This is a genomic window from Vibrio astriarenae, from assembly GCF_010587385.1.
Lineage (GTDB): Bacteria > Pseudomonadota > Gammaproteobacteria > Enterobacterales > Vibrionaceae > Vibrio > Vibrio astriarenae.
The window spans coordinates 1642263-1656518 of record NZ_CP047475.1 but is presented as its reverse complement, the minus strand read 5'-3'; the positions used below and the strand labels follow the sequence as shown (position 1 = coordinate 1656518).

The 14256-nt window shown below is 45.2% G+C and carries 11 protein-coding genes; 8 read left to right on the top strand and 3 right to left on the bottom strand.

What is annotated here, in order from left to right; translation table 11 throughout:
• Positions 1 to 40: 40 nt before the first annotated feature.
• The 3 genes from GT360_RS07870 (at position 41) to GT360_RS07860 (ending at position 3837) form a co-directional block, all read left to right on the top strand.
• A complete protein-coding gene (locus GT360_RS07870) occupies positions 41 to 2047 on the top strand; it encodes a bifunctional metallophosphatase/5'-nucleotidase (RefSeq protein WP_164648335.1) in 2007 nt (668 codons plus the stop codon).
• Between the two features lie 143 nt (positions 2048 to 2190).
• On the top strand, positions 2191 to 2823 hold the full coding sequence (locus GT360_RS07865) for a LysE family translocator (protein WP_164648334.1): 633 nt from the start codon (positions 2191 to 2193) through the stop codon (positions 2821 to 2823).
• Between the two features lie 429 nt (positions 2824 to 3252).
• Positions 3253 to 3837, top strand: a complete 585-nt coding sequence (locus GT360_RS07860) for a DJ-1/PfpI family protein (protein WP_164648333.1) — start codon at positions 3253 to 3255, stop codon at positions 3835 to 3837.
• A 52-nt stretch (positions 3838 to 3889) separates the two neighbouring features.
• Here the strand turns inward: GT360_RS07860 and fusA are convergent, their stop codons facing one another.
• The 3 genes from fusA to radD all read right to left on the bottom strand — a co-directional run bounded on the left by fusA (position 3890) and on the right by radD (position 8497).
• Positions 3890 to 5902 carry an elongation factor G gene (gene fusA, locus GT360_RS07855; protein ID WP_164648332.1) on the bottom strand — a complete coding sequence of 671 codons (2013 nt, stop codon included), beginning with the start codon at positions 5900 to 5902 and terminating at the stop codon, positions 3890 to 3892.
• A gap of 424 nt (positions 5903 to 6326) precedes the next feature.
• Positions 6327 to 6605 (bottom strand): 50S ribosomal protein L25, encoded by a 279-nt coding sequence (gene rplY / locus GT360_RS07850; protein WP_164648331.1) that lies wholly within the window; start codon positions 6603 to 6605, stop codon positions 6327 to 6329.
• 155 nt (positions 6606 to 6760) lie between these two features.
• Positions 6761 to 8497, bottom strand: a complete 1737-nt coding sequence (gene radD, locus GT360_RS07845) for a DNA repair helicase RadD (RefSeq protein ID WP_164648330.1) — start codon at positions 8495 to 8497, stop codon at positions 6761 to 6763.
• A gap of 158 nt (positions 8498 to 8655) precedes the next feature.
• Between radD and GT360_RS07840 the strand changes: the two genes are divergently transcribed.
• From GT360_RS07840 to GT360_RS07820, 5 genes are all read left to right on the top strand, one after another.
• Positions 8656 to 9153: a hypothetical protein gene (locus GT360_RS07840; protein ID WP_164648329.1), complete on the top strand. Its 498-nt coding sequence runs from the start codon at positions 8656 to 8658 to the stop codon at positions 9151 to 9153.
• 32 nt (positions 9154 to 9185) lie between these two features.
• Complete coding sequence (locus GT360_RS07835; protein WP_164648328.1) at positions 9186 to 11237, top strand: alkyl/aryl-sulfatase; 2052 nt, start codon at positions 9186 to 9188, stop codon at positions 11235 to 11237.
• A 99-nt stretch (positions 11238 to 11336) separates the two neighbouring features.
• Positions 11337 to 12239: a LysR family transcriptional regulator gene (locus GT360_RS07830; RefSeq protein ID WP_164648327.1), complete on the top strand. Its 903-nt coding sequence runs from the start codon at positions 11337 to 11339 to the stop codon at positions 12237 to 12239.
• An 88-nt stretch (positions 12240 to 12327) separates the two neighbouring features.
• Positions 12328 to 13032, top strand: coding sequence for a 16S rRNA pseudouridine(516) synthase RsuA (gene rsuA, locus GT360_RS07825; RefSeq protein WP_164648326.1), 705 nt, complete (start codon positions 12328 to 12330; stop codon positions 13030 to 13032).
• Between the two features lie 6 nt (positions 13033 to 13038).
• Positions 13039 to 14253, top strand: a complete 1215-nt coding sequence (locus GT360_RS07820; RefSeq protein ID WP_164648325.1) for a Bcr/CflA family multidrug efflux MFS transporter — start codon at positions 13039 to 13041, stop codon at positions 14251 to 14253.
• The last annotated feature ends 3 nt before the right edge of the window (positions 14254 to 14256 follow it).

Genomic DNA, 14256 nt, shown 5'->3' with positions numbered 1-14256 from the left:
TACAAGTTTACAACTCAAATAATCGTTCAATAGGTAGAAAATGAAAAAATCGCTTTTAGTTACGGCAGTGGCACTTGGTTTAGCTGGTTGTAATAGCAGCTCAGATCCTGTGTATGTTGCACCCGACGAGTCTTTTGATATGTCGATCGCTCACGTGAATGATACTCACTCATCGTTTGACGAAGTTAAATCAAGCTTCATGAACGACTACCTATTACAAGGAAAACCGGTATACACGTCATTTGGTGGCCACCCGAGACTTTTAGAAGCTGCGAACTTTTATCGCGAACAGGCGGAAGAGCAAGATCGCAGCATGCTATTTCTTCACGGTGGTGACGCTTGGCAAGGCAGCGCATACTTTAAGTTAAATAAAGGTCAAATGAACGCCGATATTTTAAGCCGTATGGGTCTTGACGCTATGGCAATGGGTAACCATGAGTTTGACTTAGACAATGCAACGCTTGCTAGCTTCCTCAATAAAGTGAATTTCCCTGTATTGGGTGCAAATATGGATGTAAGTGCAGATTCTGATCTAAATAATGCAAAAAATTTACACCCTTATGCATTATTTGCATTTGACGGAAATGAAAAGGAACGAGTGTCATTAAATAATCTACCTAGCGATAAGCATGTCGTCGCCGTCGTTGGTGTAGTACTTGAGGATATGCCATCTATTTCTCCTGAAGTAGGCGATGTTTCTTTTTCAGCAGAAGTGTCGACAACCCAAAAAGTGGTTAATGATTTAAAAGCCAAAGGTATTAACAAAATAATTCTACTTACACACCTAGGACTTGAACGCGATATTAACATTGCTAAAAATGTCAATGGTGTTGATGTTATTGTCGGAGGACACTCTCACACCTTCATGGGCGATTTCACCGAGCTAGGTTGGGCAAACAATCCTGAATATGCACAACTAGTGAGCAACCCTGATGGAGGAGTCACTTGTATCGTTCAAGCAGGGGAAAAAGCGCAAGCCATTGGTCATGCAAATGTTCAGTTTGACGAGCAAGGCAACATTGCAACGTGTAGCGGCGGTAACACCTTGTTAAGCTCTGATAAGTTCTACAATGATGCCACTCGCGAGGATGCTCTTGATACTGGCGATGAGTGGGCTGTGCAAGGCTTTATCGCAGCACATGATTTCATTGAAATTACTGATGAAGATGCTGACCTTCGTAGTCATATCGATGAGAACTACAAGCCCGAGTTAGAAGAAGCATACGGTGACATGATCACCTACGTACCACAAGAGCTAGTGCATGAACGTCGTCCGAATGATGGCGGGACGGATGAGCACGGTTCACAGGTCGCCCCTCTTGTTGGCGAAGGTTGGCTATACTGGGCGAATCAAAAGGATGTATTGGAGGCAACAGGCTTTTCTAAAGTAGATATTGCGCTTGTTGGTGCTGGTGGTGTCCGTAATTCGCTAGAGCAGGGTGACCTGCTTGAAGGCCACATTTCTCTTGAGCTGTTACCATTCTCGAACTACCTGTCGATAGTCGAGCTATCAGGTTCAGACATCAGAAATCTTATTGAATCAACGGTAACAACAAGTCTGAAAGATTCTGAACATATGGGCAAGTTCCCTTATGTTGCGGGTATGCGATACACGTTTGATGAAACGATCGCTGAAGAGTCGGGTGAGCTGAGCGTTTTCCAAGTTCAAACTTTCAGCAGTGATGGTGAGATCGAATGGGTGAATATCGACGATGATCAGAACTATGTAGTGACGACGACTAACTACAACGCCAATGGTAACGACAATTGGGATGCGATGTATGAAGCGCAAGCTAATTCAGCGAACCGCTATGACGTTGTCATTAAGAATGACACATCGGTAGAGGCATACAAAGTTGAGCGTGTAGAGAAAGATGGAGACAGCCTAAAAGCCATCTACACAGAATCTGCTCCAGATTGTGATAGTGAAGCACTGACATGTAACACGGATGCGTTGGCAGTTATAGAGTACTTTGACGCTGAGAAGGATGTGTTAGAAGCGCAGGATGAGCCACTTGTGACACTCAACTTGTTAGAGCGCGATTAACGGATACGTGAGTGAGAGTTTAGTTTAAGGCGGGCATTAGCTCGCCTTTTTTCTATCAAATATTAGTTGTTAACAAATTGTAATTAAGGGTGTATGGTGTTGAATGTGCCTCATTGCATATCTATTCAACTCAAGGAGAGAGTATGAACCTAGAAACCTGGCTACTGTATTTGATAGCAGTTTTGATTTTAACGGCCTCGCCTGGACCCAGCTCACTGTTGTGTATGACACGTGGTGTGACTGGTGGCATGAAAGTCGGGTTTGCAACGGCACTAGGAAGCTTAACGGCTATCACTGGAATACTCACGTTATCTTTCACCGGACTTGGGCTGATTATCGCCTCTTCAGAGTGGGTGTTTAGTTTAATTAAGTGGCTTGGTGCTGCTTATCTTGTTTACTTAGGTTTGAAGTCTATTACGAGCAAGCAACAAAGTTTCACCGACACTCATCCAATGAACTCACATTGTCAGGTCACCTTGTTTAGGCATTTCACGAGCGGCTTTATCGTTGGAGCGAGTAACCCGAAGGCGATTTTGTTTTTTACCGCTTTGTTCCCCCAGTTTATTGAACCTCAACATGACTTGTTCTTTCAGTACCTAACTTTCACGTCGACGTTCATGGTTATGGAGCTATCTTGGCTACTTATCTATGCCTATATGGGAGCGAAATCTTCAAAATGGATATTCGCTAAAGGGCGGGCAAAACTATTTAACAGGCTTACCGGTGGCGTCTTTATCGGTGCAGGTGCTTTACTGTCGACAGCATCACGCAGCTGAAATAGTGATGAGAGTCTCATAAATGGTTATAACTGTGACCTAAGGCAAATAAAGTTCCATTTTTATTGCAGCTGTCATAAAAATTTAATCTTCTTATGTATTGAGAACTTACGTAAAATTCATCATAGTGTAATTGAAGCGTAACAATAACAATATCTGAGGAGATGCCTATGCAACACCAAGAAATGATCCAACATTCCAACCTAGGAGTTATCAGCCGTACATGCTTATTTTCACTGGTCGCGATTGTTAGTACTTTTATCCTGATTTAGTGTTTTGACTTTGGGGGATGGCCTTTTTCATAAGGCATTCCTCTCCCCATCACCACTTCTCTTAATTTTCCAACTCTTCACCCTTCTATTCAATAGCGCTTTATCAAAAGCCCAATCTATGTGACTCTTTTAGACTCTTATGTTCAAGGAATGAGTAATGAGATCACAATTTAGTATCGGTATTTATATTTACGAAGACGCTGAAGTGCTCGATTTTGCAGGGCCTTTTGAAGTATTTAGTACGGCTAAACGACTCGCCGATAGTGATTGGCAGATTAACCTTATCGCGAATGAGAAAGGTCTTGTCGAGGCGAGAGGACACTTTCCAGTTTATAGCCACTATTCCATTAGCACTCACCCTAAGCTCGACTTATTGATGGTGGTCGGTGGTGACCACACAAAAGAGTTCCAGAACCCAGAAACAACTCAGTGGTTAAGAGAGCAAGATCAGATAACAGAAAGAACCGTTACTGTGTGTACTGGTGTGTTTTTTCTGGCGTCTGCTGGCCTTATTAACGGCAGACATGTCACAACGCATTGGGAAGATCAGCAAGAGCTACAATCACGCTTCCCGCTCATAAAAGTCGTTAGTGACTGTAGATATGTAACCGATGGAAAATACACTACCTCTGGCGGGATTTCTGCTGGGATAGATATGTCACTGGAGATTGTCGCTGAACTGTTTGGCAAAGAGCTGGCTATTAAGACGGCTGTTCAAATGGAATATCGTTGGGAAGAGTAAAAGAAGAGCCAGAGGTTATTCTGGCTCTTGAGAGTGTCTGTAAAGAGGTTAACTATGCGCCTTCAGAACAGACTTCTTGCTGAACTTTGGAAGGTGCCGGTTCATAGTGACTGTGCGTTAAACTGAAAGTACCTTGTCCCCCCGTCATTGCACGTAGTCGTGTTGCGTAGTCTTGTAATTCGGTCATTGGCGCTTTGGCAGTCAGTAACGAATACCCCATATTTGAAGTTTCGCTGCCTTCTATCAGACCGCGATGACTGGATAAATCCCCTGAGACATCACCAACGTATTCCAACGGAATGTTGACTTGCAGCTGGGCGATTGGCTCAAGTACGATGGGCCCTGCGTTCTCAATGGCGTTAATGAGTGCTTTTTTACCAGCGATGACAAACGCGATCTCTTTAGAATCGACGGAATGATATTTGCCATCGTAGACCGTGACTTCGATGTCATGGATTGGGTTGCCGGAAATCGCACCCTCAGCGACAGCTTGATAGATGCCTTTCTCCACGGCAGGGATCAGTGAGGTTGGTATTGCACCACCAACGACTTTATTGACGAACTGTACCCCCGCACCACGCTCAAGAGGCCGTACTTTGAGTTGAACCTCACCAAATTGTCCAGCACCACCACTTTGTTTTTTATGGCGATAATGCCCTTCGGCGGGGCGGGTAATGGTTTCAAAGTATTCAATGCTCGGCTGTGATGTTTTGACATTGAGTTTATACACATCTCGCATCTTCTCTAGCGCGATTTGCAAATGGAATTCACCTAGGCCACTGAGTATGGTTTCGTTGGTTCTGACGCGCAGCTCTAATTGTAGGGAAGGATCTTCGCTGACAATTTTATTGAGGACGTCCGATATTTTTTGCTCATCTCCCCGTTTTGTCGGCTGAATTCGAACCCCAGACATCGGGGTAGGCAGTGACATTGGGTGAAGCTTCACATCATCTTCATCGTGAGAATCATGAATAATTGAGTCAAAATCTAGGTCATCAATTTTCGCTAGTACGCAGTAGTCGCCGGGTAAGGCTTTTTGGATCTCTGAGCGCAGGCTTCCTTGTAGTTGGTATAGATGATTGACCTTGAATGTTTTGTTGGTATCTCCAACATACAGTTGACTGCCCGCGTGGATTTCTCCTTGAAATATTCGTATGTAGGCAAGTTTACCGAGATAGGGGTCGTTGCTGACTTTAAAGACGTGTGCAACGGTATGCTCAAGCGAATCACAGTTGATTGAGACGGGTTTGCCGTTTTTCTCCAATAGTGGCGGGTTGCCCTCGGATGGCATAGGCATTAATTGACTAAAGGTGTCGAGTAACAAAGATAGACCTGCATTGTTTTCACAAGAGGTAAAGCAGACTGGAATGAGATGACCAGAACGCAGTGCTTCTTCAAACGGATCATGGAGTTGCATTGGGGTAAGTTCAGAGCCTTGCTCTAAATAAAGCTCCATCAATTCTTCATCGACTTCGACGACTTGATCAATAAGCTGTTCATGAGCGTCAGTGACAGATTGTAGCAGGGGAGTTTTATCAAACTGAGGGCTGAAGTAGCAATCAACGACTTCATTGCTGCTAGCGGGCAAGTTAATGGGTAAGCAGCGTCCATGCAATAGTTGATTGATTTCCTCCAAAATAACTTCACACTTTTCAGGTGCGAGGTCGATTTTATTGACAATCACCATTTGGCATTTGTTCTGAGCTTTCGCAAATTCAAAAATTTGCTGAGTAATCTGACTTATTGGCGTTTGGACATCGATCACTAAAGCGGATGTTTCGACTGCCGGGAAGACGCTCAGGGCGCGGCCAATCAGTTCATTTTGTCCGGGGGTATCGATGAGGTTTATGCGATGCTTTTTCCAAGCGAGAGTGACAGGGGTGGCTTCAATACTGTGGTGATAATGGATGGATTGATCATCAAAATCAGTGACCGTGTCACCTTTTTCTACTTTGCCGAGATGATTTGTTGTTCCACTAAAGTGAAGTAGCTTTTCAACGAGGGTTGTTTTCCCGGTACCAGATTGACCAACGACAGCGATGTTTCTTATCAAGTTTGTAGGCATAGTTGCCTCCTTGCAAGGTTCGAGTAAGAGGAGAGTAGTCGTAGGCGGCGCTTGGCCGCTTGGTCGTCTTCCAGCTCATTTTTCGAAACCGTATTCGCAAGGTTGTTCTCAATTGTCGCCGTAATCTGGTGCGCAAAGAGAAAGGCATAAACCCTCGATAGTAGTGGGCGGTTAAAAAATAGTCTGCAACAATACCCTTAAAATTAGTGTGACTAATTTCAAGCTTAGTTAGATCGGGCAGAAGAGATGTAGAAAGTGTGACTTTGATAGTCGAACGGTGTGATTTATAGGTAATCTAAACGGTGAAACCCCAGAGGTGGTAAGTCTCTGGGGTTTCGAATTTTTCAGATATCTCGGTTGGTAAGTCCGATAATCTTTTATGCAAAAGGCTGGATTAAATCCGAGCTAATTCCTTGGTAGGGAATTAGATGCGGATGAAGTCCATGTGCTCAACTTTTGGCTTGAACGCGTGACGTTGAACGTCTTGTGGCTTAACCTTAACTTCTTCGCCGCCGATCACTAGAGTGATTGCTTCGTAGAATTCTGGCTTGTCCATTTGGTTGATCACGTCATCGTGGTTTAGAGCGATAGAAACAGGTGCTGCTTCACCACCGTAAACGATTGCTGGGAATTGGCCAGCGTGACGTAGGCGGCGGCTCGCACCTTTACCTAGTTCAGTACGTACTACTGCTTCGAATTTCATAGTATTTACTCTCAAATTAGTAAAATTAAGTTTCACGTCAACAATGCGACCTTGTTGTCGTAGTTTAACTTCCTCAGTAAGACATTACTGTGAAAGCGAGCGCGGATACTATCATTGAAAGTTGACCTGGGCAACAGAATTCAGTAATAAATTCGCTAATTTAGCTCATCTGCAAACACTTTATCACGTAGTGACCAAAAACGGCCTGATTTTCGAGCAATTACGAACTGTGGTGGTCGAAAGCGATGTTGATTGTCTGAGGCCTGTTTAGCCGTTAGGGCGTTGTATGGGTTATGTTTATCCGCTAAATGAGGGCGCACAAACTGTTTAGCAAATGTCTGTTTTTGCTTTTGAGTGTTTAGTGACCAAAACTCATGAACTTGGGCCTGATTTTCCCCTTGATAGGTGACTTTAAGGCTCGATTTTCCGGTCCGGTCTTTATGCACATTGAGTGTCATAGATAAACACTCGAAAACGAGTGCATCCTTAAGATCGAGTGCTTCTTTGAGTTTTTTGTCTGGGTCGACTAGTGTTGCATCACATTCGTGGCAGATGCGCGCGGCGATATCATTGTCAGCACCACATTCATTGCAATACTTTGCTCGAAAACGATAGCCACAGTGCTCACGCTCGCCTGTGTCATCGTCGGTAAAATAGCCTTGGCAGCGGCGGCCAAAGTGCTCTAATAGGAAGCCGTTGCTGTCGAGCTTACCCCAAAAGTTGTTGTTAAAGCCGCAAGCGGGGCAGGGAATGGTGATGATTTCACTGTCTGAGTCCGGCTTAGGGTCACCCACTTCCGGCTGGTAAAGGTCATAGCTATTACCGGCATAATCGAGTACTAAACATTCGGTCTTTCCTTCTGATAAACGCAGCCCACGCCCGACGATTTGTTGATATAAACTGACAGACTCAGTGGGTCGTAATATGGCAATCAAATCAACATGCGGTGCATCAAAACCTGTTGTTAACACAGACACGTTAACGAGATACTTGATTTCACGGTTTTTGAAGCGATTGATAATACTGTCACGTTCGGGTGTTGGCGTATCACCGATGACAATCGCCGCTTGCTGTTCAGGAAGCAGTGAGAAGATCTCTTGCGCATGACGTACCGTGGCCGCAAAGATCATGACACCGTGACGGTTTTGTGCCTGCTGAATGACCTGTTGAACAATCTGTGGTGTCGCTCTTTTGGAACGCTCGATGACCAGATCGAGTTCAGATTCTTTATAACGTCCGGTGGTTGCGGGTTTTAGTTGAGAGAAGTCATAGCTTAGCACCGGAGCATCAATCATTTGTGCAGGCGTGAGGAAGCCTTCATCGAGCAGATAGCGAATAGGTAACTCAAAAATACAATCTCGAAAGAAGCGAGCTTCATCGGTGCGAACTAACCCTCGAGTATGATACTGATAAATCCAACCCATACCGAGACGATAGGGTGTTGCGGTTAATCCCAGCACTTTGATTCCGGGGTTTAACTCTTTTAAGTGGGCGATCACCTTTTGGTAGCTACTGTCCTTGTTGTCGGGTACGCGGTGACACTCATCGATAACGAGCAGCGAGAACTGATGTTTAAAGTCGTGAAGGTTTCTCACCACCGATTGAACGGAAGCGAACACAACTTGTTCTTCCGTCTCCTTTCTGCCCAACCCAGCCGAGTAAATAGCACCTTTTAAACCATAGCCTTCATATTTAGCGTGGTTTTGCTCTACCAGCTCTTTGACGTGAGCCAGCACCAATACTTTACCTTTCGCTAATCTCGCTAACTCTGCGATAACGAGACTCTTGCCGGCACCTGTGGGGAGAACAATCACTGCGGGTGTCTGGTTTTTTCTGAAATAGTGGATAACGGCTTTGACTGAATCAGCTTGATAGGGGCGTAAAGTATACATTGAGCGCAGAGGTTAAAGATTTGAATTCGGATTATACACTCCACGTTTAATTAGTCTCTACATGAATTTAATTCACATCTGAATGAAAGCTTGGGTGATTTTGATTCAATGGCTAGATTGATAATCTACGCCTATCAAAACGAACTAATGAGGCGCGAATGAAACTCAAACTACTCATTACTGCACTGCTTGGCTTGGTCAATGTCAATTCTGCACAAGCCTGTTTAGCGGATGGTGGGGTAGATGGTGCGATATTCGCAACACCCCAAGGCACTTTTGAGGTGGCCGTTGCTTTTCATCACGCAGAACTGGATGGAATGATGACGCGTTCAAATCGTTCTAACTGGGCAACAGTACAGTACCTAATGCTGCAAAAAATGACAGACCAGTACGACGGTGAAACATTCGATATCACCCTATTTGATGCATCGGGTCAGCATTTTTATCGGCTGTTAGCTGATGGTGAGCGTATCGCCATCCGAGCTCACGAAGTGCCGAAAGACCAATATCAAGGTGTCGTTGTAACAGACATTGATGTGATTGTTTCTATGGTTCGGGGGCAAATTTCGTTCGAAATGGCACAAAAACTCGGTGTCATCGTGAACTCAGATCTATCGAGTGACTTCGAACACCTTATGACTGTCTCGTTTATTTAGATTTTACAACAACAATAATTTCCAGAGGTTTTATGAAACTTTCTACCCTAACAACGGCAGTCACTTTTGCGATTTCTGTGCCCGCTTTCGCGGCTGCGTCGCTCCCAACTTTTACCCCTGACCAAAAACCGGCGAGTCAACACACAGTCGAGTTTCAAAACGAACTGCGTGAAAGCCTGCCTTTTGCAGACAAAGAAGACTGGGAACTGGCTCGTAAAGGGTTTATCGCGCGCGTCAGTGATCTAGAGATTAGAGATGCGAACGGCAATGTGGTTTGGGAACTGGGTAGCTATGACTATCTGTTACAAGGTAAAGACTACGATTCCATCCATCCTTCGATGCAACGTCAGGCGGAGCTCAATATGGAACACGGTCTCTATGAGATCTTACCAGGGAAGGTTTATCAAGTTCGTGGCTATGATTTGGCTCAGGTAAGCTTTGTTCGCTCTGAAAATGGCTGGGTGGTCTTCGATCCATTAACGATTCCTGAAACGGCTGCGGCGGCCTATGAACTATTTAAGCAGCACGCTAAAGATGGTGATCTACCGATTAAAGGGGTGGTGTATTCCCATTCACACGGTGACCACTTTGGTGGGGTGAAAGGCATCGTATCACAAGATCAAGTGGATAATGGTGAGGTTGAGATATTAGCTCCTCGCGCTTTCTCTGACTTTGCTATCTCTGAAAATGTTCTAGCGGGTAATGTCATGGCTCGTCGTGTAGTTTTCCAATACGGCAATACCTTAGCCAAGAGCCCTAAAGGCCAGGTTGATGCGGCTATTGGTAAAGGTGTTGCAAATGGCGGCTTGTCTTTGATTCTACCTACTCACCAAGTAGAAGAGGACATTGAAACGCTGACCGTTGATGGCTTGGAAATGGTTTTCCAAAATGCACCGGATACAGAAGCGCCATCAGAGATGAACACTTATATCCCAGCATACAAAGCATACTGGGGTGCAGAGACGACGGTAGCGGGTCTTCATAACGTTTATACACTGCGTGGCGCATTTGTTCGCGACACATTGCAATGGGCAGATTCTATTAACGAAGCGCTATACCTGTTCGGTGGTGAAGCTGAGTTACTCTTCGCTTCTCATGGTTGGCCACGTTGGGGTAATGACAATATCCAAGACTACTTGCGTGGACAGCGTGATATGTACGGCTACCTGCATGATGAAACGCTGCGCCTCATCAACCACGGTGTGAGCATTACTGACATTCAAGATGAGTTCTTTGTTCCAAAGCCTCTTGCTGACCAATGGTATACACGCGGCTATCACGGCTCATACCACCGCAACGCAAAAGCGGTTGCGAACAAATACATTGGTTACTTTGATATGAACCCAGCAACCCTGCTTCACTTAAACTCGGTTGATCAAGCAACAAAGTACACTCAAATGATGGGTGAGGACACGATCATCGCCGAAGGTAAGAAAGCGTTTGAAAATGGTGAGTATCGCTGGTGTGCAACTGTCGTCAATAACGTTGTTTTTGCTAACCCTGAAAACATGCAAGCGCGCTACCTGCAAGCAGACTGTTTTGAGCAGTTGGGTTTTCAGTCAGAATCATCGGGAGAGAGAAACGTGTTTCTTGCGGGTGCATCAGAGCTGCGTAATGGTGTCGTCGAAGTCCAATCGACTAAAGCTGTAACACCTGACTTAATTCAAGCAATGCCAACGCGTGATTTCTTGAATTTCATGGCGGTACGATTCAACGGACCGAAAGCGGCATTAGATAGCTTTAACATGAACGCAAATCTTGTTATTCCGGACGAAGATGCAAAGTATGCGATCGAAGCAAGTAACGGCCGCATGAGCAACATTGAAGGGTTTGATGTACCTAATGCTGATTTCACCCTGACTGTGAATCGTTCAGACATCACCTTGATGCTACTTCAACAAACAACGCTTCAAGAGCTGCTGAAAAGCGGCAAGGCGAAAGTAGAGGGTGACCTGTCTAAGATGTCAGCTCTGACAGCTTACTTAGATGACTTTGAGTTCTGGTTCAAGATGGCACTGCCACAAGACCACAGTGGATACAGTTTTGGTAAGTCGGCAACTGGTGTGTCACCAATCAACCGATAAGATTTCCGATAGTTAAGTTGTAAAACTTGTCTTTGCCCTTGCTTTGCAAGGGCTTTTTTTGTTCTATGGACTGAACAGTATGTTATTGAGAATGACGATATGCCCAAAACCAATCACTTTGATCTCAATCTGCTACGTGTGTTCTTGAATGTTTACAAAACGGGTTCTTATTCCATGAGCGCCGAGGAACTAGATTTAACGCCTTCAGCGGTCAGTCACGCAATTAAGCGTCTGAATAATCAATTGGGAGAAACACTGTTTCAACGTAAAAACGTTGGCGTTGAAGCGACATTTGTCGCGCATGATCTGTTTAAGCAGGTGGCCCCAGCATTCGAAACAATAGAGATGAGTATCCTTGGTTACGAGAAGTTCTCGTCGGAAGAGACCAATCGCTCATTTAAGGTATTCGTCCCTGATATTTTCATTGCGGATATGATTACCAAGTTGGAGGCGGTAAATACAAGCAATGCGGATATTATATGCGTTGCCTTACCACCCAATGAAGAGCAGATTTACGATGCGCTACTCACAGGTGAAGTGGATCTTGTTGTTGATTATATCCCGCCGTCTCTTGGCGGTGTCGCTTCTAAACTGGTGACACATGAGGACATATGCTGTGTCGTGAACAAGCAACATCCGAGGGTAGGAGACTCAATCAGCTATTCTCAATATTTCTCAGAGGCACATGCTAAGTTAAACCTGAGAAGATTTGACAACCGCGCTGCTGAGACACTAGCAAAGGAACCTTTGCCTGAACGTAGAACGCACAGTGAGCACAACTCGCTATATTCAATGCTTTATACCGTGGCGCACAGTGAAGCATTGGGCCTCAGTCCGACTCGACTAGCCCGAGAATTTGAATCGAACCTCAATATTCGTCTGTTAGAGATACCTTTCGAGATCAATAAAATAGAGGTTTGGGTGTGCTGGCCGAAAAAGCTAGAAAATAATCAGGCGAATCATTGGCTTCGCTCAATCGTTGTTCAATCGCTATTAAATTAGGCCAATTAATGTCAATTAACGCCATTGGCCTCGCAGTATAGAGATTTCTCTGTATACTGCGCTGCATAGAAATGTTAGTGAGGTCGATATGCGTTTAGATAAATATCTGTGTGATGCCTTAGGTGCAACCCGCAAAGAAGCAACCAAAATCATCAAAAGTGGTGAAGTCACCGTCGACGGTGAGGTGCAAAAAAGTGGTTCATACAAAGTCTCTGAAGAGGGGCAAGTTGCTTGGCAAGATAGACCAATCGCTAAACCGGGCCCTCGCTACATTATGCTTTATAAACCCGATGGTTTTGTTTGTTCACATGAAGATGGTTTCAACCATACGGCATTTGTCCTTCTTGATGAGCCAAAGATGGAAAGCTTGCACTTTGCGGGACGTCTTGATGTAGACACAACTGGCTTGGTTTTGATTACCGACGATGGTCAATGGTCACATCGAATCACCTCTCCAAAGCATAAGTGTGAGAAGGTGTATCGTGTGTGGCTTGCCGACGCGATTGGCGATGATTATGCAGAGAAAGTGGCTCAGGGCATTGAACTGCGTAATGAAACTGCACCGACAGCGCCAGCTAAGATGGAAATCGTAAACTACGCAGAGAACGAGTTGTTGTTGACCATTTCAGAGGGGAAATACCACCAAGTTAAACGCATGTTTGCCGCGCTTGGTAATAAAGTCGAACAACTCCATCGTGAAAAAATCGGCCAGATCGAGCTCGATGAATCACTAGAGCCAGGTGATTACCGCTTCCTTACTCAACTAGAAATTGACTCTATCTGGAATAAATAACGACTAATGACATCCTCAAATCATTCCTCAAGCTCGGCAGCGGAGAACCCATCACTTAATTTTGTGCTGTTTATGGTGTTGGGTGCTATAGGTGCGTTGACACCTCTAGCCATTGATATGTACCTGCCGGCCATGCCGGATATTGCGCGTGACCTCAATGTAACGCCGGGTGAAGTACAAATCACCCTTACGATGTACACCGCCGGCTTTGCGATTGGCCAGCTGATTCATGGCCCGATATCTGACAGCTATGGTCGTCGCCCGGTGCTTATTGGCGGCACTCTATTCTTTATGCTTGCTGCCATCATCAGTGCAACGGTGTCGGACATTGATTCACTGACTTATGTCAGAGCCGCGCAAGGTTTCGCAGGTGCAGCAGCGGCTGTCATTATTCAAGCGGTTGTCCGTGACATGTTTGAGCGTGAAGACTTTGCTCGCGCGATGTCATTTGTCACGCTTGTTATCACGATTGCTCCGTTAATCGCCCCAATGATCGGGGGTTACATTGCAGTATGGGTTGGCTGGCGCGGGATTTTCTGGGTCTTAGCGGCGTTTTCGATGCTAGTGATTGCGTTAGTCATGTTCCGTATCCCTGAAACGCTGCCAGTAGAAAACCGCAGTCCTCTGCGAATGGGCACCACACTGCGTAACTACTTTAAGCTTCTGCTTAACCCGGTTGCGATTGGCCTTATGTTCTGTGGCGCGTTCTCTTTTTCGGGCATGTTTGCCTTCTTAACCGCAGGCTCGTTTGTCTACATTGATATCTATGGCGTTGAACCCCAGCATTTTGGTTACTTGTTTGGACTCAACATTGTCGCCATGATAATCATGACAAGTCTTAATGGTCGCTTTGTTAAGCGCGTTGGCTCTCACAACATGCTACGTTTTGCATTGTGTGTTCAATTACTCGCAGGTTTAGGTCTCTTTATTGCTTGGTTCCTTGACTTGGGTCTGTGGGGGATTGTGCCATTTGTTGTCCTATTTATCGGAACGCTTTCTACCATAGGTAGTAATACCATGGGGCTACTATTGAGCGGCTATCCAAATATGGCGGGCACCGCAGCTTCGCTAGCGGGGACACTGCGTTTTGGTTTGGGCTCCGTGATCGGTGTTATTGTTGCTAGCCTACCGGGTGATAAAGCGTGGCCAATGCTTCTGATGATGGCTATCTGTTCAGTTCTGTCGGCTACTTTTTATATTACTCTCTCTAGAAAGGCTTAATTT